Annotated in this window: 18 protein-coding genes; 7 read left to right on the top strand and 11 right to left on the bottom strand. The window is 66.3% G+C overall.

The features are described 5' to 3' along the window. Positions 1-662 precede the first annotated feature (662 nt). Together JOB34_RS08080 and JOB34_RS08085 are read right to left on the bottom strand one after the other, a co-directional pair. On the bottom strand, positions 663-1,862 hold the full coding sequence (locus JOB34_RS08080; protein WP_208052197.1) for a phosphatidylserine decarboxylase family protein: 1,200 nt from the start codon (positions 1,860-1,862) through the stop codon (positions 663-665). A 1,410-nt stretch (positions 1,863-3,272) separates the two neighbouring features. Next, positions 3,273-3,494 carry a hypothetical protein gene (locus JOB34_RS08085; protein ID WP_208052198.1) on the bottom strand — a complete coding sequence of 74 codons (222 nt, stop codon included), beginning with the start codon at positions 3,492-3,494 and terminating at the stop codon, positions 3,273-3,275. Between JOB34_RS08085 and fdh the strand changes: the two genes are divergently transcribed. The 3 genes from fdh to nrfD are packed head-to-tail and all read left to right on the top strand — an operon-like array spanning position 3,493 to position 8,521. After that, complete coding sequence (fdh, locus tag JOB34_RS08090) at positions 3,493-6,756, top strand: formate dehydrogenase (protein ID WP_208052199.1); 3,264 nt, start codon at positions 3,493-3,495, stop codon at positions 6,754-6,756. The two genes, JOB34_RS08085 and fdh, sit on opposite strands and share 2 nt — an antisense overlap. Positions 6,757-6,773: 17 nt before the next feature. Continuing rightward, on the top strand, positions 6,774-7,559 hold the full coding sequence (locus JOB34_RS08095; protein WP_208052421.1) for a 4Fe-4S dicluster domain-containing protein: 786 nt from the start codon (positions 6,774-6,776) through the stop codon (positions 7,557-7,559). Further along, the gene (gene nrfD, locus JOB34_RS08100; protein WP_208052200.1) at positions 7,556-8,521 is read left to right on the top strand and encodes an NrfD/PsrC family molybdoenzyme membrane anchor subunit; all 966 of its coding nucleotides are present in this window, start codon (positions 7,556-7,558) and stop codon (positions 8,519-8,521) included. Before JOB34_RS08095 ends, nrfD begins: the two co-directional genes overlap by 4 nt. Positions 8,522-8,661: 140 nt before the next feature. Here nrfD and JOB34_RS08105 read toward each other — a convergent pair whose 3' ends face one another. From JOB34_RS08105 to JOB34_RS08140, 8 genes are all read right to left on the bottom strand, one after another. Beyond that, a complete protein-coding gene (locus JOB34_RS08105) occupies positions 8,662-8,934 on the bottom strand; it encodes a Rho termination factor N-terminal domain-containing protein (RefSeq protein WP_208052201.1) in 273 nt (90 codons plus the stop codon). A gap of 284 nt (positions 8,935-9,218) precedes the next feature. Further along, positions 9,219-10,355, bottom strand: coding sequence for a glutathione-independent formaldehyde dehydrogenase (locus JOB34_RS08110; RefSeq protein ID WP_243757713.1), 1,137 nt, complete (start codon positions 10,353-10,355; stop codon positions 9,219-9,221). A 1,343-nt stretch (positions 10,356-11,698) separates the two neighbouring features. Then, positions 11,699-12,445: a hypothetical protein gene (locus JOB34_RS08115; RefSeq protein WP_208052202.1), complete on the bottom strand. Its 747-nt coding sequence runs from the start codon at positions 12,443-12,445 to the stop codon at positions 11,699-11,701. 116 nt (positions 12,446-12,561) lie between these two features. Beyond that, a complete protein-coding gene (locus tag JOB34_RS08120; protein ID WP_208052203.1) occupies positions 12,562-13,449 on the bottom strand; it encodes a PRC and DUF2382 domain-containing protein in 888 nt (295 codons plus the stop codon). A gap of 123 nt (positions 13,450-13,572) precedes the next feature. Further along, positions 13,573-14,493, bottom strand: coding sequence for a YihY/virulence factor BrkB family protein (locus JOB34_RS08125; RefSeq protein WP_243757714.1), 921 nt, complete (start codon positions 14,491-14,493; stop codon positions 13,573-13,575). Positions 14,494-14,641: 148 nt separating this feature from the next. After that, positions 14,642-15,298: a DUF3618 domain-containing protein gene (locus JOB34_RS08130; protein WP_208052205.1), complete on the bottom strand. Its 657-nt coding sequence runs from the start codon at positions 15,296-15,298 to the stop codon at positions 14,642-14,644. Next, positions 15,291-15,761, bottom strand: coding sequence for a phage holin family protein (locus tag JOB34_RS08135; RefSeq protein WP_347813776.1), 471 nt, complete (start codon positions 15,759-15,761; stop codon positions 15,291-15,293). Before JOB34_RS08135 ends, JOB34_RS08130 begins: the two co-directional genes overlap by 8 nt. Further along, positions 15,754-16,386 (bottom strand): hypothetical protein, encoded by a 633-nt coding sequence (locus JOB34_RS08140; RefSeq protein WP_208052206.1) that lies wholly within the window; start codon positions 16,384-16,386, stop codon positions 15,754-15,756. The genes JOB34_RS08135 and JOB34_RS08140 overlap by 8 nt, the downstream gene beginning before the upstream one ends. A 249-nt stretch (positions 16,387-16,635) precedes the next feature. Here JOB34_RS08140 and JOB34_RS08145 point away from each other — a divergent pair, with 249 nt between their 5' ends. Further along, on the top strand, positions 16,636-17,457 hold the full coding sequence (locus JOB34_RS08145; RefSeq protein ID WP_208052207.1) for a TetR/AcrR family transcriptional regulator: 822 nt from the start codon (positions 16,636-16,638) through the stop codon (positions 17,455-17,457). Between the two features lie 631 nt (positions 17,458-18,088). Here JOB34_RS08145 and JOB34_RS08150 read toward each other — a convergent pair. Then, positions 18,089-18,901: a sigma-70 family RNA polymerase sigma factor gene (locus tag JOB34_RS08150; protein ID WP_208052208.1), complete on the bottom strand. Its 813-nt coding sequence runs from the start codon at positions 18,899-18,901 to the stop codon at positions 18,089-18,091. Between the two features lie 505 nt (positions 18,902-19,406). On the opposite strand from JOB34_RS08150, the gene JOB34_RS08155 reads away from it, so the two are divergent. From JOB34_RS08155 to JOB34_RS08165, 3 genes are all read left to right on the top strand, one after another. After that, positions 19,407-19,781, top strand: a complete 375-nt coding sequence (locus JOB34_RS08155; RefSeq protein ID WP_208052209.1) for a phage major capsid protein — start codon at positions 19,407-19,409, stop codon at positions 19,779-19,781. Between the two features lie 5 nt (positions 19,782-19,786). Further along, a complete protein-coding gene (locus JOB34_RS08160; protein WP_208052210.1) occupies positions 19,787-20,254 on the top strand; it encodes a hypothetical protein in 468 nt (155 codons plus the stop codon). Between the two features lie 855 nt (positions 20,255-21,109). Next, a complete protein-coding gene (locus JOB34_RS08165; RefSeq protein ID WP_208052211.1) occupies positions 21,110-21,310 on the top strand; it encodes a hypothetical protein in 201 nt (66 codons plus the stop codon). The last annotated feature ends 223 nt before the right edge of the window (positions 21,311-21,533 follow it).

The following is a 21,533-nucleotide window of genomic DNA, read 5'->3' on the forward strand; positions in this document are numbered from 1 at the left end:
CGCGACAGCGAGGACCAGCTCAGTCGTTGACCTAGTGCAGGCTCGCTGCAACGTTCGTAGGTGAGTTAAATGATGTGGTCTCACCGCCCCAGCCCTGGTGGTACTTCCTGAAGGAAGCGCTGGCCACAGTGGCCGACGAAGCTGGGCTGTCACTCATCTACCTGGCGCTCGGATTCGTTCTTGCCCACCCAGGGGTGGCCACCGCAATCTACTTGACGGGTGCCGCAACGCGGGCCTCACGGTTGTCCTTGCGACGAGCGGGGCCAAGTCTGATCTTGACCGGATGTTGCCCCGGATCGGCGCGCATGACGTACTGAAGGGCGCAATCACCTCCGATGACGTCGTTGCTTCCAAACCAGCACCGGGACCTGCTGACCGCGGCACTGAAGGAGCACGGTTGGACTCAGCACGCACAGCCATCGTCGGAGACACCGTGTGGGATGTAGAGGCAGCGCAACGGGCCGGATTGCCCTGCATCGCGCTGCTGTCTGGCGGGATTGCCGAGGCAAAGCTGCATGACGCGGGCGCGATAGAGACCTACCAAGATCCGGCCGACCTACTCGCCAAGCTGGAGTCATCCCTCCTAAGACCGCTGGTCCCCCTTAGCACCCGTCGATGATTGACCCACTACTGGCCGGCTCATTGCTCGGACTGCCCCACTCTCAGCTGCTGCCGTCGGCCTTCCGTCCGGTCTGGGTCGTGGCTAGATGAGATCGGACGCGCACGGTGGGAGCGTTGGGGTCATGTAGCTGAGGGATTGCGGCAAGGTTGAAGTCCTTGATGACTCCGGGGCCGAAGATTAAGCAGTGGGTAGACCCACCGAACTGGAAATACCCCAGCTCGTCGCCCTTGCCCACATGCTGACCGGGTGTCATACCCGCGCCGATCACGCAGGAGGAGACCTCGTTCATTCCGACGGGCATGAACGCCACCAGGCCGATGGCCGGGTTGTCGGCTTGGATGAGAAAAATGGCCCGGGCGGCGACATGCGCCTGGTAGCCCTGGGAGTTGCGCGGGTCCACGGCGTCGGCGCCTTCGGAGTCGGCCTCGGAGTAGTAAGTACCTTGCTGGACCGAGGCGCGCACGATGGTCCCGGCCACGGGACTGTGCCAACGGTGGTAGTCCACAGCGCTTAGGAACGCCTGGTAGACGGTCCCGCCGACGAACTGGTCTACGGCCTCATCGCCGGCGAGCATGTCGTACAGCGAGTAGGGCTGATTCTTGATCCAGAAGCGGTCATTGCGTTGCACATCGGTCTTGATGCTGTACGGAGTGGACTCGCACGCATTGGCGATGATCGAGTCGTCCTCCGGGGCCGCGACGGGACGTTCCCCGTCCTTGAAGGTGCGGGTGAAGTAGTCGTTCCAGGATGCGAATCCCCAATACTGGTCTTGCGGGTCGTGCTGGAACTGCTCCATGCCCACGGCCTTGCAGGCCTGCTCGCTCTTCCACCCCGTGGGGGTGTCGTTCAGGACGTAGCGGGACTCGTTGCTGCTGAGGAACTGACACCACGCGTTCAGGATCTTCTGCAGCATGGCGTTGAGCTGGGGGTTGCGGTAGGCGGCGAACCCGGCGGTGGTGCCCATCGTCCAGTCCAGGATCCCGGCCAGTGGCAAGGTCACGGCCTGGTCCCCGAATTCCGGTGCCACCGTCAGCACCTCGTTGATCAGCAGCAGCATCTGATCGACGCTGGTCAGGTGCTGCCGGCTGTAGGACCTGCTGCGGGGCACCTCGGTAATCATCCGATCCAGGTACATCCGCACCACCGGGTCCCCAGCGATGAGTTCTTTGAACTCCACGATGACCGGGTGCAGCACTACCTGGTCGCCCTTGGCTTCAGCACGCTGCTGGTGACCCTTCAACCACTCCTCCAGAGCGTCTTGGTCAGGTAACCATCCAGCCCGGCGCCGAAGATCCGTATTCGGAGAGGTATCGCTCATCCGGCAACTTAAGCACCTTCCGAGACCGGCACCCTCACCGGTCTAGAACGCTGTCTGCGGTGACCCACGTGCAACGCAGCGCTCCCACTTCCCAGCTGGCGTGGGTACGAGTCACGGCGTGCATGGGCGAACCAGATCTCGCGCGCTATCGCGTGTCAGCAAGAGGCGGTGCGACCACCGTTGCCGATTCATCAGGGCCCGTGGTCACGTGTTCAGGCAGCCCCGATCTGGCGGCGGCGGCAGTTGCGTGATGAACCGGTCTTCAGTTTCCGGACCGCTTCGGCGGACCAGCTTCCCTCATGCGCAACCCCGGCGACGGACATCGGCGGGGTCATCGCCGCATTGGGCGCAAGATGCGCCGCCCGGCCCGCACTAGGAAAACGACCCACAACACCACGGAGACTGGCTATGGTCGCGCCGGGCGCCACCGCACCCGTGAGCTGCTCCTCCAGGACGTCGTGACGAGACGGCCGCGAATGGTTGACACCTGCTGCTGACCCCCAGCGGCACCCATCTCTGTCGAAGGGGTTTCATGAATGAGATGAAGCCAGATAGCCACGGGAACAGCATCGCGGCTTGGACCGGAGTCGTAGTGATACTTCTGGGGTCCGTTTTGATCGGTTGTGGCGCGGCATTCGGTCGCCACGCTCTCGACATTGCAGGTGTGGTCGCCTGCGCCATCGGGGCTGGCTCCGCAAGCATCCTGAGTAGGGCAGGTTTTGGTGCGCCTCACCTGCAGCCACCACCACGGGCCAGCATTGGCGAAAGCAGGCGCCGGTCCTCGAGTTCTTGATAAGCGACCCCCTGGTGACAGCTGGGATGGTTCGACAACCCACAGGACGGTCGCCGTGGCGGAGACACCACCCACGGGCACAACGACGGCGACGACCAGCAGGGCCACTCCCCGCATTCGCACATGGAGGTGCCAGGACTGAACGTTGTGAGCCCACCCCATCTGCTGAGCCGTCGTTGTAGCGTGACCGCAACGGCGTTACGCCGCATCACTTGTTGAGCTGCGACCCCCTGCGGGCGGGCTGTCAATGATGAGAGGTCTTGATGGCATCGAGACCCTAGAAGATTCCGACGTCGCAGCAGATCGCGCAGATCGGGCTCGCCGCAGGAATGATGTTCGCGGACGTAGGCCACTGGACGTTCGCGCGCAAACCGTTCCAGGCGCAGGTACCCAAGTGGGTTCTTCTCGACAAGGACGCGGTCGTCTTGGCCTCGGGCGTGGTGGAGCTTGCGCTGGGTGCCATCGGTGCCCCGCAGCGTCAGGCGGATTCCGCTCGCGGACTCCACGAGGCGGGTCGGCGCGGGCTCGGTGACCGAGGATTACGGGTGCCAGAGGTGGTCACGGTCGTAGGACAGCAGCTGCGACGGGTCGGACACCCCCGCATCCAACCAGCCGGTCCGGTCCAGTTCGTCGAGCGGTGGTTCCAACAGGTCGGCGCACACCCTGCGCGGAGGACCCTCCGGGTGCAACGATGAGGAACCGCCGGTCAGCCGGGCGGTCCGCTCGCCGTCGTACGAGGTAGCTGATCGGAGAAGATTCATGGTGACACCGCTGCGCTGGCCGGTCCTACGCCAACTCACCTCGGGCGACCCGAGCGGTCGGCATCAGGCGGCGACCTCCAGAGCCACCGAGGAGCTGACCGCCCGGACCGCGACGGCCGACAGGGTGGTGGGTTCGATCTGCCCGTTCTGCGCGGTGGGGTGCGGTCAGAAGGTCTACGTCAAGGACGACGAGGTCGTGCAGATCGAGGGCGACAAGGATTCCCCGATCAGCCGAGGACGCTTGTGCCCCAAAGGATCTGCGACTCTGGAGCTGACGACCGGCGACGCCCGGGAGCGTCACGTCCTCTACCGCCGCCCGTACGGCACGGACTGGGAACGGCTCGATCTGGACACGGCCATGGAGATGGTCGTCGACCGGGTGCTGAGCGCACGGGAGGAGGGGTGGCAGCAGGAGGACGACGAGGGGCGCACCACCCGCCGCACGATGGGCCTGGCGAGCCTCGGTGGTGCCACCCTGGACAACGAGGAGAACTACCTCATCAAGAAGCTGCTGACCTCGCTCGGGGTGGTGCAGGTCGAGAACCAGGCACGCGTCTGCCACAGTTCGACGGTCGCGGCACTCGGTACGTCGTTCGGTCGGGGCGGCTCCACGACGTATCTGCAGGATCTGGCGAACTCCGACTGCATCGTGATCGAGGGGTCCAACTTCGCTGAGGCACACCCGGTCGGTTTCCAATGGGTGATGGAGGCCAAGGCGCGGGGCGCCAAGATCATCCACGTCGACCCGCGCTTCTCGCGGACCAGCGCCATGGCCGACCTGTACGTCCCCATCCGTGCGGGCACCGACATCGCGTGGCTCGGCGGCCTGATCAACCACGTGCTGAGCACCGAGTCGTACTTCCACGAGTACGTCCTGAACTACACCAACGCGGCAACGATCCTGAACGAGGACTTTCAGGACACCGAGGACCTGGACGGAGTCTTCTCGGGCCTGGACCGTGACGGCTCCACGTACGACCCGTCGTCGTGGCAGTACGACGGGGTGCAGGTCGCGGCAGCGTCCGGCGCCCGCGACAGCGGGTACGACGAGAAGGTCCAGAAGAGCTCCAGCACCGACGAGTCGGGGCACGCGCACTCGTTCGGGTCCGGTGGTCCATCGCTGCGCGGCACCTGGCACCGCGACGAGACCCTGCAGGACCCGCGGTGCGTCTTCCAGGTGCTGCGTCGTCACTACGCGCGCTATACCCCCGAGATGGTGCACGAGGTGTGCGGGGTCCCGCCGGAGCTGTTCCATCAGGTGGCGGACGCTCTCGTGACCAACTCCGGTCGGGAGCGCACCTCGGCGTTCGCATACGCGGTGGGCTGGACCCAGCACACGGTCGGGACGCAGTACATCCGCACCGCCAGCATCCTGCAGTTGCTGCTGGGCAACATCGGTCGACCAGGCGGCGGGGTGATGGCGTTGCGGGGGCACGCGAGTATTCAAGGCTCTAGCGACATCCCCACGCTGTTCGACCTGCTGCCGGGGTACATCCCGACCCCTCACGCGCACCGCCACAAGACCCTGGACGACTTCATCAAGGCCGATGAGGCGGAGGTCGGGTTCTGGTCCGGGATGCGCTCGTACATGGTGAGTCTGCTCAAGGCCTGGTGGGGCGACGCCGCCACCGAGGACAACGACTTCTGCTTCGACTACCTCCCGCGGATCACCGGGAGCCACGCCACCTACGACACGGTGCAGGAGCAGCTCGCCGGGCGGTGCAAGGGGTACTTCCTGATGGGGGAGAACCCGGCGGTGGGGTCGGCGAACGCCGGCTTGCAGCGTCGTGGGATGGCCGAGCTCGAATGGCTCGTGGTGCGCGACTTCTCGCTGATCGAGAGTGCCACCTGGTGGAAGGACGGCCCGGAGATCGCGACCGGTGAGATGAGCACCGAGCAGATCGCCACCGAGGTGTTCTTCTTCCCGGCCGCGGCGCACACCGAGAAGAGCGGCACCTTCACCAACACCAACCGGCTGCTGCAGTGGCACAACGCCGCGATCGAGCCGTCGGACGACCGGCGTAGCGACCTGTGGTTCATGTGGCACCTGGGACGAATGATCCGCGAACGACTCGCCGGGTCCACCGACGACCGAGATCGGCCGGTGCTCGACCTGACCTGGGACTACCCGACCGAGGGCCGATATGACGAGCCGAGCGCGGAAGCCGTCCTGGCCGAGATCAACGGCACCGGCGCCGACGGTGCGCCGCTGTCGGCGTACACGCAGTTGCGTCCCGACGGTTCGACCTCGTGCGGGTGCTGGATCTACGCGGGCTCCTACGCCGACGGTGTGAACCAGCCGGCTCGGCGCCGCCCGCACCACGAGCAGGGGCAGGCCGCACTGGAGTGGGGATGGGCCTGGCCCGCCAACCGGCGCGAGCTCTACAACCGCGCGTCGGCCGATCCGCAGGGCCGGCCGTGGAGCGAGCGCAAGAAGTTGATCTGGTGGGACGAGGACGAGAAGAAGTGGGTCGGCGACGACGTGCCGGACGTGCAGCCGGACAAGCCGCCGTCCTACCGGCCGGCGCAGGACGCGACGGGTGTCGACGCCCTGTCCGGGATCGACCCGTTCATCATGCAGTCCGACGGCAAGGGCTGGCTGTATGCGCCCGCGGGTCTGGTCGACGGCCCGCTCCCGACGCACTACGAGCCCCAGGAATCGCCGTTCGAGAATGCGATCTACCCCGATCAGCGCCAGAACCCCGTACGCAAGCTGGTGATCCGTCGAGGGAACAGGTACCACCCGAGCGGGAAGGAACCCGGGGCGGACGTCTACCCCTTCGTGCTCACGACCTACCGGCTGACCGAGCACTTCACCGCCGGGGGCATGACGCGGTGGCTATCCCGGCTGGCCGAGCTGCAGCCGGCGATGTTCGCCGAGGTGTCCCACGAGCTCGCCGCGGAGCGCGGCCTGCACAACGGCGGATGGGCCACCGTGGTGTCGGCTCGGAGCGCCATCGAGGTGCGGGTGCTCGTCACCCACCGGATGCGGCCGCTCACGGTGGCGGGCACCCAGCTGCATCAGATCGGTATGCCCTACCACTGGGGCGGCAACGGCCTCACCACAGGAGACGCGATGAACAACCTGAGCTCGATCGCGATGGACCCCAATGCCCACATCCAGGAGGTGAAGGCGCTGACCGTCGACATCAGACCCGGGCGTCGACCGCGCGGGGCCGATCTGCCGCGCTTCGTGGCGGAGTACCGGCGTCGGGCCGGCATCGATGAGCACACCGGCGTCGAGCACGGGGTGATGTCGTGAGCACGGTGGACCTCGGGATGCCACGGGTCGGATTCTTCACCGACACCAGCGTTTGCATCGGGTGCAAGGCCTGCGAGGTGGCCTGCAAGGAGTGGAACGCCGTCCCCACTAAGGGTGCACTGGAGCTGACCGGGGAGTCGTTCGACAACACCTCCGAGCTGTCGGCCGACTCCTGGCGGCACGTGGCGTTCATCGAGCAGCAGGTGCAGACCCCTTCCGCGAACGGGCCGCAGGAGGGGGTGCGATGGCTGATGTCCTCGGACGTGTGCAAGCACTGCACCCATTCCGCCTGCCTGGACGTCTGCCCGACCGGGTCGCTCTTCCGCACCGAGTTCGGCACGGTCGTGGTCCAGGAGGACATCTGCAACGGGTGCGGTTACTGCGTGTCCGCGTGCCCGTACGGCGTCATCGCTCAGCGCGAGGACGACGGCCGGGTGTTCAAGTGCACGATGTGCTACGACCGGCTCAAGGTTGGGTCGGAGCCGGCCTGCGCCCAGGCATGCCCGACCCAGTCCATCCAGTTCGGCGACCTGGACGAGCTGCGGGAGCGCGCACAGACACGGGTGGAGGAGTTGCATGCCGCCGGGCAGGACAAGGCGCGGCTGTACGGCGAGTCGCCCGACGACGGCGTCGGTGGAGCCGGCGCGTTCTTCCTGTTGCTCGACGAGCCCGAGGTCTACGGGCTGCCGCCGGACCCGGTGGTGACCACCCGCGACCTGGGCGCGATGTGGCGCCGTGCCGGGGCTGCAGCGGCAGCCCTGCTGGCCTGCGTCGCAGCGGCGTACTTCACGGACCGCGGATGAGCCCCCGACGCGGACCAGAGGACAAGTTCACCTCCTACTACGGCAGGCCGATCCTCAAGCCTCCGACGTGGGAGCCGCTGGACATCGCCGGCTACCTCTTCGCCGGAGGTCTGGCGGGCGCGTCGTCGGCACTCGCGGCCGGTGCCGAGCTCACCGGGAGGCCCGCGCTCGTACGGTCCACCAGACTGACGGCCCTCGGCGCCCTCGGGGTGTCGTTCGTCGCCCTGGTCCACGACCTGGGCCGACCGGCCCGGTTCGTGAACATGCTCCGTGTCGCCAAACCGACGTCGCCCATGAGCATGGGGTCGTGGTTGCTGACGATGTACGCGCCGCTGGTCGGGCTGGCCGCCGGAGCGGAGCTGGTGCCGCTACCCCTGCTGCGACGGGTCGCCCCGGTCGCCGGACGAGGTGCGGCAGTGCTGGGGGCAGGCGTCGCGACGTACACCGCCGTGCTCATCGGCGACACTGCGGTGCCGACCTGGCACGACGCGCATCGCCAGCTGCCTTTCGTCTTCGCCGGATCGGCCGCGGCGAGCGCTGGTGGTGTCGCCAGCGCGCTCACGCCCCTCGCGCAGTCCGGGCCCGCCCGCCGGGTGGCCGTCGCGGCCGCCGTGGCGGAGCTCGCCGCGACCACGGCCATGGAACGCAGCGGGCACCTCTCCATGGAGACGCTGCATGAGGGTCGGGCACGCAGCCTCATGACGGCGGCCAAGGGACTCACCGGCGGTGGCGCGCTGGTGCTGGGTGCGTTGGGGGGCCGGTACCGGGCGGCCGCCGCCGTCGGCGGGCTGGCGCTTGCCGCGGGATCGGTCTGCCTGCGTTTCGGGATTTTCGAGGCCGGCCGCGCATCCACGCTCGACCCCCGATACGTCATCGAACCGCAACACCGGTCCTCCCGTTCCCCGTCGGCCGCCGATTCGGCGCCCTCCGAGACTGCCGCGGACGCACCCACCGGCGGGTGACCTCAGCGCGGATGGCACCGCAGCCACACACCTGACCCCGCTCCCCCGCCTCGAGGCGCACCAACCGGCGCTGAGAAGTCCGATTCAGCACGAAGCCAACGAGGGTCGCCCAGTTGCGTCCTGGTTTCGCGCGCCGCTCCTCAACGCTCGCGCAACGCGTTGATCAGCTCGTCTTTGGTCATTGTGGAGCGGCCCTCCACCCCAATGTCCCGGGCGCGGTCCAAGAGTTGCTGCTTAGTCCATTCGTCGTAGGAAGGATGCCTGCCGCCCTTGCGGCCAACACTCGAACGGGAGGAGTTTGCAGCAGCGTTGGCGATGCGCGCTGACTTCTCCTTGCTGTTTCCCTCATCGCGCAGCTTTTCGTACAGCTCGTCATCCTTGACCGAAGGGCCAGGATCTTCGCGTGGAGTCACGATGTCTCATCCCCATCACCTAGTTGACGTCATCCCGCCCGCGCCGGCCGAGGGCATCCGCAGCGGCCTCGCCCAATTTACCGCCGCACGTGTCAACTCGAGCCAAAAATCCTGCGGCACGGGCACGGGCACGGGCACGGGCACGCGCCGGCCGGTACGGCGCACCACGTGCAGCACGCGCTCAGCGCAGCCTCCAGCACAGGGCCCACGCAATGCTGCCTCCGGTCGCCCGACGCGTGCCTGACGTGCGGGTTGCGCACGTCAGGCACGTGCCCGTGTTGCGCTCAGGGGTGCAGGAGCACCTTGGTCCACCCATCGAGCCGGTCGTCGAAGTTCTTGTAGCCCTCGGCGGCCTGGTCCAGGTTCAGTTCGTGGGACACGATCAGGCCCGGGTTCAGCTTGCCGTGGTGGATGAGATTACGCAGCTGCCGGTTGTACTGTTTGACGTTTGCCTGCCCGGTGCCCATGGCCTGGCCCTTGAAGAAGAACGTGCCGAAATCGAACCCGAACTTGCCCTCCTTGGCGAGGTCATCTTCGGCCTCGGGGTCCTCGGGCACGAAGACGCCAACAACCCCAATGCGCCCGGTGGGTCGCACGGCCTGGATCAGGCTGTTGATCGTCAGACCCGGTCGCTCCCGCCCTTCGTGGTCGTGCGCCTGGTAACCCACGGCCTCCACGCCCTTGTCAGCGCCTTCACCACGGGTCGCGTCCAGGATTTGTTGCACGGCGTCGCCCTTGCTGTCGTCGATCGGGGTCGCGTCCAACTGTTGCACCAGCTTCAACCGGTCGGCCTGACGGTCGACCACGAACACCTGGTCAGCGCCGCGCAACCGCGCCGACATCGCCGCCATCAGCCCCACCGGGCCGGCGCCCCAGATCACCACGGACTCCCCGATCCCCACCTGCGCGAGCTCGGTGCCGTGATACCCCGTCGGCAGGATGTCGGACAACATGACGTAGTCCTTCTCCTTCTCCCGCGCGTCCTCGGGCAGGACCAGGGCGTTCCAGTCGGCGTACGGCACGCGCAGCAGCTCCGCCTGTCCCCCGTTGTAGGGGCCCATGTCGGCGTACCCGTACGCCGCGCCGGCGTTTCCGGGGTTGGCCGTCAGGCAGAAACCGGTCCGGCCCGCCTCGCAGTTCTTGCAGAACCCGCACCCGATGTTGAACGGCAGGCACACCATGTCGCCAACTTTGACCCGATCGACACCCTCACCGACCTCGATGACCTCGCCCATGTTCTCGTGACCAAGGACCTTGCCCTCCTCCACGTCGGTACGGCCTTCGTACATGTGCAGGTCGCTGCCACAAATGTTGGTGGTGGTGATCTTGATCAGAGCATCCGTCGGCTTCTCGATCTTCGCGTCGGGAACCTCGTCGACCGAGACGTTCTTCGGGCCGTGGTAGACCAATGCGCGCATCATGCGTCCTTTGCTGTGAAGGGGCTCCACGTTGCAGGTTGTGGACTGACTGGGTTGCTCGGCGGCCGTCACGCCGAGGTAGCGGCCCCCTTCCTTTGTACCCTTTACAGCGTCTTGGTGCTGGCCCTCATCGTGGTCATCCCCACCTACCTCCCCTTCTTCGTGGGTCTGGAAGACACCTGGTGATGGTCCTGGGAGTGGCCCCTTGTGCCGGCGCCGGGCAACCAGCTGCCTGAGGCCTAACCAGTGAGGTGACTGATCAGTCCGCCGCAAACGAGCGATCAGTGACCTCGATGGCCCTATACCCGGGGCCGGCCGGCACCAGTCGTCGCACCCATAGCCCCGTTGATGGGACCCAAGCGTGACCGGGTGGTGGTGGGCGCAGATCTTCCGCAAGGCCGTCTCTTGCCGGTCGAAGCGCTTCAACGGGGATGGGCGCGGCTACTCGAGGTGTGGCGCCGCCGGCTTTCAATCTCGGTGGTAGCTCGTGGACGCTTGTAACGGCTATTGCGCAGGGTTGATTCGTGGCGCAAGCTGTATGCACAAGTGGACGTATGTCGTTACAGATGGTTGCCACTCGTTTTGGTCCCAGACCCTGGCCTTGTTGACATCACCGCAAGCCAGGGGACCAACCATGAGTCAATGCTCCAGCACTACCTCAGCATCAGCCGAACGTCGGGCAACACCGGAGGATCACATCGCGCAGCTTTCGCCAATACATCAGGCCCGGGTTCGCGCGGCTCTGAGCGGCGCCGACCTGGAGCAGCTCGACGTGGAGGAGGTCGTTGACCTGTGCGACCGAGTTGCGGGAGTGATTAGTTTCACCGAGTACCAAGCACGTGGCCGCGCACGGCGAAGGCGCGCCACGATGCACCTGGCGTAGCCACAGCGCCCGTTGCCCTAAGACGTGCTGTTTTCAAGCTGCGCGCCGGGCCGTCGGGACCGTGGCTGAGGATTCGTGCCTTTGGATCCTGCAATGGCGGATGGCAGTTGTCGCCACGGGCACTTCGGAAATCCTTAGGTCCCGAAATCGTAAGGTCCCCCTTCGAGCCGTGGGCCCGTGCGGCCTTGGCGACGGCTCGGCACTCTCAACGCGGGCACCCTGCAGCCATCCGTGGCTCCTATGAGCAGGTGCCTGTCATTGAGACGGTGGGAGTGTTCGGGCCGGCAGGGAGCACGGAAGACAGCGGGTGGCCGTCTTCGTCGGTTGTGGGGCCGGGTCCGGTGGTGGCGGCGCAGCCGGTGATGAGGACGGTGCAGCCTAGGGCCAGGTACAAGCGCCACCCATGGGAAGGGTGGCGCTTGTGCCTGGACCGTGCTTGGTGAGCACGAAGGGAGGGCATGGGTCAGTTGCGGTAGGCCTGTACTGAGGTCTTGTCGATCTTGCGGTGGTAGTGCATTCCGGCCAGGCCGCCGAGGATCGCTCCGACGAGGCTGGCGACCGCGACCGCGATCAGGGCGATGACGCCGGTGGTCGTGAGGGTGCCCTCCTTGACCGGGATCCGCGGGAAAGCGTTCAGCTTGGACAGGACGTTGTACTTGTCACCGGCCACGGCCGCGACGATGGCGAGCACGATCGCAATGACCAGGGCCCACACCCAGACCGCGATGCCCTGGCGGATTCCGTTGAACCGGGCCATCCGACCCGCGACGTAACCACCGCAGTAGTACGCGACGAGCACGATGAGCAGCAGCGCGATCGCGCCCACGATGCCCACCGTGGTGGAGTTGTTGCTGGCGGCGTTGGTGGCCTTGGTGACGTCGGTCTTGTTTGCCAGCCCGACGCCTGCGCCGATGGCGGCCAGCAGCGCGGTCAGCAGTACCGCCATACCGGTCGCGGTCAGCCAGCCGAAGAAGGCTGACCCGATCTTGATGCCGCCGTGCTCCTCCTTCTGCGCTGTGGTGATCGACTCGTGGTCGATGTTTCGAGGTCGGCGACGATCTCGATGGTCGCGCTCATCACTGCCCCGGCCCCGATGCGTGTCCTGGTCATCGGCCGGCCACTGGCCCCGTGTAGTACGAGGACTGGTTGAGTCAGCTGATCCTTGTGCGTTGGAGTCGAAGGTGTGGGCGCCGCCGCGGTCATTGGCCATGGGTCATCTCTCTTCGGGATTGTGCGTTGGTAGGCCAGCGCACACGTGACCCGTGGCCTGGGGTGGATCAAGACCACGCCGCGCCTCCATATCAGGAGGCGCGGCGTGGTAGGACCTCAACGGTTGTTGTTGTCTCGGCGGGGTTCGTTGCCCTCGCCGGTGTCAGTCTCGATCTGCTCCTTGCGGACCTGCTCGGTGACTTCCTGCTCACCGGAGACGGTCTCGGTGTCAAGCTTCACGCGCTCCACCGGGACGGTCTCCTTCTGCACGACGGGCTGCTCGGCATGCAGCGTCACCTCGTGCTCCTCCTCGGTCAGGTCGCCACCAGATAGGGCGTCACCGCGGTTGGCCTCGGTGATCGGCTCACGGACGACGCGGACCTCTTCGTGGCTGACAGGCACCGTGGTGGTCACATTCTCGGTGACCACGTACTTGCGCAGACGCGCGCGTCCGGTCTCCACCTTCTCGGTGCCCACATTCAACCGCTCCTCCGAGCGGGTCATGGCGTCGTCAGTCGTGGGACCGGAGGTGTCCCGACCCACGACACCGGGCTCACCGGCGCGGTCGCGACGGTCGTCGTGCTCGCGCTCGCGCTCGTGCTCATGGTCGCTGTCCTGGACGCCGTCCTGCACTGTTCCCCGGCCGCCGACCACGTCGTCGTGTCCGTTGCCGCCCGTCGACGATGTGCCATAGGCGAGGCCGTAGTACTCGTACAGCTTCTGCTCCTGCTCGACGTCGAGGTGCTCATCGGCATCGCTGACCCGGGGGGCGTCCTTGACCTTGTCCTTGCTGTACGGCAGCCGCAGGTCGTTGCCGTCGACTTCGGCGTCCCGGATGGGGATGAACGTCTCTGAGGTGCCGAACAGACCGGTCTTGACGGTGACCCACTCGGGCTGACCGGACTGGTCGTCCAGGTAGATCTGCCCGATTGATCCGATCTTGGCGCCTTCGGAGTCGACGGCGTTGCCGCCGGAGATGGTCTGGATCTGCTCTGTGGAAATCATGTGTAGTCCCTCACATAGAGATGGTGGTGCGGTCGGATCACCGGACTGGGCCGGCATCCGTGGGTTCCCGATCCGCCTACTAGGGGGTCGGAGCTGAAGCAGGAAGAACAGATCGCGCCGGTTCTACTGGTCGGTGGTTCGTTCCCTGATCCGGGCTGCTTCCTCGGCCTCGCGTTGCTGAGGCTCATCCAGCTTGCGGGTGTCGCGCAGCTCCGCGAAGGGCTCCACGTCGTGCGGGAAGCCGGAGCGGATCGCCCGTTCGCGTTGAGTCTCGGCGTTGAACTCCGCGCCCAGCAGCACGCAGATGTTGCTGATCCACAACCAGACCAGGAACACGATCACGGTCGCGAACGAGCCGTAGGTCTTGTTGTAGGACCCGGAGAAGGAGACGTAGAGCGCGAACAACGCTGAGGCGATGATCCAGATCACGACGGCGATGACGCCGCCGAGGCTGATCCACCGCAGACCGGGTTGTTTGACATTCGGGCACGCTTTGTACAGCAGCGAGAACATCAGGCTGACCACGATCACCAGCACCGGCCATTTGGCGATCTCCCACACGAGCACCGCGGAGTGGCCGATGCCGAAGACCTTGCCCAGTTGAGAGGCCACCGGACCGGTGGCGATGACCATCACCGCACTGGCGGCCAGCAAAACCACCAGCACCAGCGTCACCAGCAGACGCACCGGCGCGGTCTTCCAGATGGGTCGGCCTTCGTCGACGTTGTAGATCGCGTTGGAAGCGCGCATGAACGCTGAGACGTACCCCGAGGCCGACCACAACGCCAGCGCCAGGCTCACGATCAACGCGATACCGGCGGCGCCGGCCTTGCCCTGCACCTGGGTGATGATGGACTTCAAGACACTCGTGACCCCACTGGGGGCAATCGAGGAGATGTTGGACAGCAGTGAGTCGGTCTGGTGTTTTCCGAGCAGTCCCAGCACTGACACCAATGCCAGCATGGCCGGGAAGATGGCCAGGATCCCGAAGTAGGTCAACGCGGCGGCGTAGTCGGTGACGTTGTCGTGTTTGAACTGTTTCATCGATCGCCGCAGGATCGCGAACCACCCGGCTTTGGGCAGGTCGGTGGGCCGGTCCGGGGCGTGATCGGCACTGTTGGCGGCGCTACCGCCGCGGCCCGCGTCAAAGTTCTGTCGGCCTCGCTCAGGTTGGCCCGGCTGGGCGACCGCGTCAGCCGGCATAGTGCCCGCCGATAGAGCCTGCGCCTCTGCTTTGACCTGACCCGTTGTCCGTGACGTCTTGGGTGGCGTCTTGGGCATGTTTCTTCACGTCGGAGGTCGCGCTCTTGGCGTGCTCGGCAGTCCGGTTCGCTGCCTCGGTCGCGGTTTGCTGCACCGATTGGGCGGCATCACGTGCTGGCTGTTTGAGGTTGGAGGCCACGTCCTGTGCGGACTGCTTCACCGAATCAGTGAGCCCGCTGGCGCGGTCTTCGACCGTGGCGGCGGCCTTCTGCTCGGTATCGCTGGCGGGTAGGAGCGAGGAAAGCAACCAGCCGGCGCCGAACGCGATCACGCCTGCGGCGATGGGGTTGCCCGACGCCCGGTCGCGGACCGCGTCCGGCGCGGAGCCGGCTGCGCCCTGTGCGGACCCGCCCGCGTTCTGCGCGGAGTCAGCGGCCGACTGCGCCGTCTCCTTCGCGGCCTGCGCGGCACTGGTGCCCACGCCCATCACGCGATCCTTGATCGAGCTCAGGCCGCGGGAGACCTTCTCGCGGCGGGTACCCACGAACTGCTGTGGGTTGACCCGGTTGGTCAACCGGGTCACGTCCTGGGACAGGGCGTCCTGGGTACGGCGGGTGTCGGCTGCGAGCTGGTCGGGGTCACTCATGCTGGTCTCCTTGGCGTGGCTTGATCGCACTGGGGATGCGCTTGATGGAATCGATGGTGCGTTGCGGGGTGAGGCTGATGGATCGCAGGACACCGCGGCCCACGATGAACAGCACCGCGGCGATCACGGCCCACACCAGGGCCACAATCAGCGCGGCCCAGGCAATCCCCACGAGGTGACCCAAGCCCCACCACGCTGCGGTCGAGGCGAAGATGACCGCCATCAGCGCCGCAAAGCCCGCGCCGCCCAACATGCCGGCGCCCTTGCCGGCCTTGCCTGCCTCGGCACCAATCTCGGCCTTCGCGAGCTCGACCTCCTGGCTCATCAACGCCTTGAGGTCCCGCGAGACGTCGGACATGAAGTCGCGGACCGCGGCCTTCTCATCGGTGCTGGGCGGCAGCTGGCTGCCCAGGTCGGTCACGTCGTCGCGTAAACCGCCGACCTCTTCGCGCAGGTCACTCACGGCCGGCCCGCCCCTCAGACGACACACCGGTCTCCCAAGGAGCCGGTGTGACGGTGGACTGGTCGTCATCGGAGTCCGTGTTCGTGTCTATGTGCTGAGCAACGACCCCGCGGGTGAGGCGGCCGGCTGCTACCCCGGCCAAGGCAGCAGACAGCAGAAACGCACGGGGGCGCTGCCGACCAAACTTCCTGACGTCATCCAGCACTTGATCGGTGTCGCGCCGCTCGAGCCACTCCGCAGCGTCGCTGACCCGGTCACGGGCCGTGGTCACCGCGTCGATGGCGGCACCTTGAGCGTCGTTTGACGACGCGTTGTCTGTCATGGCCGACAACTGCCGACCCAGATCCTGCAGAGCCTGCACCGCGGTGGTGCGCTGGGTCTCTGCCTGCTCGCGCAGCTGGGTGCGGGTCTGACCCAGCAGGTCGCTAGCCCGTTCTTTGGCTTTACCCGCGACCTGAGCGGCGGCCTGCTGGCCGGTGCGGGCCACGTCGGCTGCGGCCTGTTGGCCGTGGCTGGCGACATCGGCGGCCGCGTCCTTGGCCTGCCCTGCCGTGGACTCCTGCGAGCCATCGCCCGCTGGGCGCTCTGCTCGCCGCGAGAATGACTCGTTCGTTGGACTACTCATCGTTGCCTCCTGGTGCGTCGCACCCTGTTGCTTCACATCGGTCGCCCCTGTAGGCCTGCCGCAAGCTGTGGCCCGTCGAGCCGTCTACACCGTAGACGCAAAGTGCGTACGGCGTATACAACCGCGTCCGAACAGGCCGCTTCGCAGCAGATTCACCTAGAGTGCACAACACCCCACGGTGGGTTTCGAGTGGCTCGACAGGGGGTCGATTCGAGTCGTACAGCCAAGACGTGAAGGCCAGGTGACGGGATGCGCGAGCTAGAGGCGCAACGCGCTGAAAGTAGGCGGCGGCTGAGTCTGGACCAGATCGTCTCCGCCACGGTGGACCTCATCGACGAGCAGGGGATTGCCGCGGCCTCGATGCGCACTGTCGCCCGCCAACTGGGTGTACAAGTGATGGCGCTCTACCGCTATGTTGCCAACCGAGAAGATCTCTTCGACGCGGTCGTGGACCATATTGTCGGCGAACTGGACGATGACCCGACCATCCAGCAAGACGTCGGCGATGACGGGTGGCAGTCCTACCTGACCGACCTCGCATGGGGTGTGCGCCGGTACGCCCGAGCCCACCCTCACGCCTTCCCCCTGGTGGCCACCCGCCCCCCCAGCGCTCCGTGGATAAATCCGCCCCTGCGTTCGCTGCGCTGGATCGAGACCATGTTAGCCAACCTTTCTCAGGCCGGGTTCAACGACGAACAGGTGCTGTTCACCTACCGGTCCTTTAACAGTTTCCTGCTGGGACACCTTCTCCTAGAGACCAGCGCCATGGTCATCGACGACCCCAAACCCGGCGATGGCTCCTTTCAGGCTGGCGACGACACCGGAGCCCACGATCCAGTGGATCCGGCAGACCCCGTCCCCGGTTCCATCAGCCCCACCCGCACCACCGCCAAACGTAAAGCACTGGCCAACGCTGCGACCACCAGCGAACTACTCGGCGTCAAACCCAGCGACTATCCCGTGATCCATCGACTGCGCGCCGGTCTCACCGAGGACCATTTCGAGGAAGAATTCGGGGCCGGACTCGACATCCTGTTCGGTCGCATTGCCAACAAAATGGACCACGTTTGACGACCCGGATTGCTCACAAGGCCTGGGATTCTCACACGATAGGGTCCGCGCGTCACCGCAGGATGCGCACTCTAACGTGGGCTCACTCGCACGTCAGGTCCACGGTCGAATCGCCGGGCAACAGATCTTGCCCGGGTTGTTCAGCCGGCGGAGGACCGCTGCTCGCGTGGCCTGGTCGGTCGTCGCGGCTCTTCTTCGCGCTGATCGTCGGTGATGATCAGCACGTGCCGGTGGTCAGTCGTCAGCCCGCGGGTGGCGGCCCAGCGCGTAGTTGTGGGCCGCAGTTGCGGAGGTACCTGACGCGTCGGGATCGGGCTGAGTTGATAAATGTGCAAGGCGCGCATCAACCAGACGCGCATTGCGTCGGGCCCCCTGCGAGGCACGAGATCGACGCGCACCCACGGGCCGGCTTCGCGACCTTCACTGCGGTAAATCTTCATACTCATCGCGACCCCGCCGGCTGGGTAGCTCGAACCCTCAAGCGTGGGGCTACCGGATTGCCGAAGACACGTCGTGCGCGGTATCCGAAGATACGTCGTGCGCGATAGCGGGAGATCAAGGTCATTGCTGGCATGAGGGTCACTTTCCGTGAGATGGCGCAGGCTCGGCATGCACTGGGCGGCGTGGTCAGTCAGGACGCCGCTTCAGCGGTGTCATTGGTCAGGGTGGCGCGCAACCGGGTAATGACCGAGGACAGCTGACGGGAGACCTGCATCTGGCTGATTCCCAGGCGCACACCGATCTGCTGTTGGGTCAGGTCCTCGGCGAATCGCAGGTGCAGCATCAGTTGCTCCCGTGGTGGGAGCAGCCGGATGCTCTGGCGTAGGTCCAGACCTGTGAGCTGGGCATCGACGCTGCGCACCCGGCCGACGTTCACCGGCTCACCCCACGGAATGTCGTCGCCACCGGGCCAGGCGTCCAAGGATGCGGCGGCATAGAACCCGCTGACGTTCTGGGCTTCTCGTACTTGCTGCGAGGTCACGCCCAAGGCTTGGGCAATTTGCCCGGTGCTGGGCACAGCCTGCAGCGACTGGGCCAGATCATCACCAATGCGGACGACTTGCAGGTATGTGTCGTGCAAGGCCCGCGGTGGTCGAACTGCCCACGCATGATCGCGCAGGTGTCGTTTCAGCTCACCGTGCATGGTGACCTGAGCGAATGCGCCGAACCCTCGTCCCTGTTCCGGCTCGAGGCGGCGGGCGGCCAGCACCAACGCCATCCCGGCGACCTGCTGCAGATCTTCCAACTCCACCCCGCGGCCGGCATAGCGCCGGGCGACCCCACGGACCAGTCTCAGGTTCAAAGCGACCGCCTCGCCACGCAACTGGCTAGCGATACCGGGATCGTCGACGCGCCCGGCCCGGATCAGCAACGCCACCGTGCGTGCTTCGCGGTCACTCCCGCTTGTCTGCTGCTCAACGTCGTGATCCTCGGTGGCCGACACCGCAGCTGGCAGGGTCTCCTCTACGACCCGCGAGTGCGGGTGGAGTCGTGTAGTCACACTCATTACGCCGAGTGCGAACCGTCGCTGCTGCCCGTACCGGTTTGCGCACGGTCAGCCAGGGCGGCCAGCCGCTGCGCGACCCTTGCTTGGGACATCCCCACGGCTTGAGCGATCTCCGCGGGCCTCAAGCCGTGGACGAAGCGCAATGTCAGTAATTGCTGATCAGACCCGGAAAGGGGGTGTGGGGTGACGGTGCCAGGTTTATCGGCGTCGGGCTTACCGAACGCGGCCCCGGTAGGGGAATCGGTGATCATGAGCAGCGCCCTCCGCTCACGATCAGGACAGCAGCGCGCACAAGTAAAACCCCGCCCCAATGCTTCCTCGTTGAAAAGAAGTCGCACCGGGTCCGGGGTGCACAGCCACCTGCGGCGGCCAGGTTGAATATTGCGCCACCGGGGGGTGGTGTCAAGCATCTCTCAACAGCGATAGCGGGGGACGGCAGGGCGTGCTGGACGACGAGCTGAGCGGGTCGGGCTCCGCTACGGCGAACCCGGTCGATGCGCTAGTCCTGGCGAAGCTGAAGCAGTACGGCACCGCGCAGGCGAACGCGCCACTGTTGCAGCCGGACCCGGCGCAGCCCGGTGTGCGGATGATCTCCGGTGTCCCGCTGCGCGTCTCGGCCGGTGTCACGCCCGGCACGATCTGGGGCGTACCCGGCGATCGTGCACACATCATCGTGCGCACCGACGCCACTGTGACCGCCGACAGCTCGGTGTTCTTCACCAGTGATCGTGTCGCGGTGCGCGGCACCATGCGGTGTGGATTCTCCTTCCCGCACCCGGCCGCCATCGTGAAGATGAGCCTGACCGAGGGCGACTGACGCGGATGCGGTCCTGCCCTGTGTGCGGTGGCAGCCAGCTCGTCGGTCACCCGGCCGGCTGGCTCGCCATCGACCACGCCACACCGTGCGCCATCCGGGACTTCGAGGACGCGACCCGCGCCGCGGACTACGGCAGGGGGTACGCCAACGGTTCACCGGCTGAGCGCACGATCGGGGTCGACGTGCCACTGCTGAACCTTGGCACCGCCACAGTGACCTGCTTGCCGGACGACGCGACTGCCCTGCCCGGTGACACCCGCGGGTACGCCCGCGATGCCACACCGACCGAACGTGCGCTGCTGGTCGCGCTCGGGTACGCCACCACTGAGCCGGTCGACGGTGCTGCTGGCGCGCTTCCCGTGCTGCCCATCATCCTGCGCACGGTCGTGCAGGCGCCCACCTTGGGCGGCGCGATCATCCGCCGACAATGGCCGCAATTGGAGACCAGGCAGCCGCCACAAGCTGCCGCATAGACCAGCTCGGCCGCGTCAACGTCACCACCCCGCTGTCTCATGACTCCAGCGGGCACCGTGGATCGATGGCGCGTGAGGACCTCCCTCTCCTTTCGCAGGTCCCATGACCGCGCCAGCGCGGCCGAGCAACCCACCCACAGCCCAGCCTTGCCCAAGATCGCGGCCCTCGCGGAAACCCCCAGACCCGTACCCAGTGGCAGAACCAGTACGCCCCGGTGCCTCAGTGCGACGGGGGCAGGGGGTCCCTGCCCGGGGCTCAGCGTCGTGCCGCTGCATTCTGCGAAGTTCGCTGCCTACGGGATCCAAAGTTTTCCTGGTGGCCATTGTTTCGGCCGCTGAGGTCGCCGTCAGGCCCGTCGAAATAACGGGGACGCCTCGGGCCGGTTCCGTTCGTCGCCTACGGCCCGAGCAACCCCAACTTGACCCGATGTTAAGTAGGGTGCTGACCGGATGGGTTCACTAGTAATGCACTGTCGCAACAGGGGGAGCCCGATGTCATACCAGCAACCACTGCCGCCCTACCGCCCGCAGCCGAAACGCAAGCGGAGCCCACTGAAAATCCTCGGCCTCGGGTGCGGTGTCATCGTGGCGCTGTTCGTCGGTCTGGCGACCCTGGGCGCAATCCTGTCTGCCAACCACGTTGGGACAGCCACAAAGGCCACCGTTGCAGCATCGAGCAGCTCCACTGCCGCAACCACCTCTGCGTCCACCACGACACCTGCGCCAACCACAGCCCCCTGCACCAGCACCACCACCACAGTTACGCCGCGACCGAGCACCACCAGACCAAGGCCGACTCACAAGGTGACGCCCACCCAAAAGGTGGCCCCAGCACCCACGCACTCTGCTCCGTTCGTGGCGCCAGCCCCGGCGCCGCCGGCGTCGACCAGCTCCAGCGCCGCATCGGCCGCCTGTTACCCGCTTACCAACGGGGGCAACTGCTACGAGCCCGGCGAGTTCTGCCGCAAACGGGACCACGGCGCGACCGGGGTCGCAGGCGACGGCGAAGCGATCAAGTGCGAGAACAACGACAAGTGGCGCTGGGAGCCCCAGTGACGTCCAGCGATGCGGCAGAGCACTAGCCCCGCTGCCGACGGGCCGGCAAAGCGCCGACGATTCGGCGTGACCCGTCGCCCGTCGGTCGAGCCCTTTAGCTGTTCCGACACCTCGCCGCGGCCTCATGTGTTCGATGTTTGACCGGGCAACTTCCGTGGCGATAGATCGTCGCCTTCGCGCGACGTTTGGCACCCGCCCGCATGCTTGTCGCCAAGGACCGTTG

The organism is Allobranchiibius sp. GilTou38 (genome assembly GCF_017565325.1).
Taxonomy (GTDB): domain Bacteria; phylum Actinomycetota; class Actinomycetes; order Actinomycetales; family Dermatophilaceae; genus Allobranchiibius; species Allobranchiibius huperziae.

Bases quoted from the DNA above. Each gene is read 5' to 3' on its own strand.
- JOB34_RS08120 (WP_208052203.1), bottom strand. From the start codon at position 13,449: ATGATTTCCACAGAGCAGATCCAGACCATCTCCGGCGGCAACGCCGTC.
- fdh (WP_208052199.1), top strand. From the start codon at position 3,493: ATGGTGACACCGCTGCGCTGGCCGGTCCTACGCCAACTCACCTCGGGC.
- JOB34_RS08085 (WP_208052198.1), bottom strand. From the start codon at position 3,494: ATGAATCTTCTCCGATCAGCTACCTCGTACGACGGCGAGCGGACCGCC.
- JOB34_RS08110 (WP_243757713.1), bottom strand. From the start codon at position 10,355: ATGATGCGCGCATTGGTCTACCACGGCCCGAAGAACGTCTCGGTCGAC.
- nrfD (WP_208052200.1), top strand. From the start codon at position 7,556: ATGAGCCCCCGACGCGGACCAGAGGACAAGTTCACCTCCTACTACGGC.
- JOB34_RS08160 (WP_208052210.1), top strand. From the start codon at position 19,787: ATGCGGTCCTGCCCTGTGTGCGGTGGCAGCCAGCTCGTCGGTCACCCG.
- JOB34_RS08140 (WP_208052206.1), bottom strand. From the start codon at position 16,386: ATGAGTAGTCCAACGAACGAGTCATTCTCGCGGCGAGCAGAGCGCCCA.
- JOB34_RS08130 (WP_208052205.1), bottom strand. From the start codon at position 15,298: ATGAGTGACCCCGACCAGCTCGCAGCCGACACCCGCCGTACCCAGGAC.
- JOB34_RS08095 (WP_208052421.1), top strand. From the start codon at position 6,774: ATGCCACGGGTCGGATTCTTCACCGACACCAGCGTTTGCATCGGGTGC.
- JOB34_RS08125 (WP_243757714.1), bottom strand. From the start codon at position 14,493: ATGAAACAGTTCAAACACGACAACGTCACCGACTACGCCGCCGCGTTG.
- JOB34_RS08145 (WP_208052207.1), top strand. From the start codon at position 16,636: ATGCGCGAGCTAGAGGCGCAACGCGCTGAAAGTAGGCGGCGGCTGAGT.
- JOB34_RS08115 (WP_208052202.1), bottom strand. From the start codon at position 12,445: ATGGCCAATGACCGCGGCGGCGCCCACACCTTCGACTCCAACGCACAA.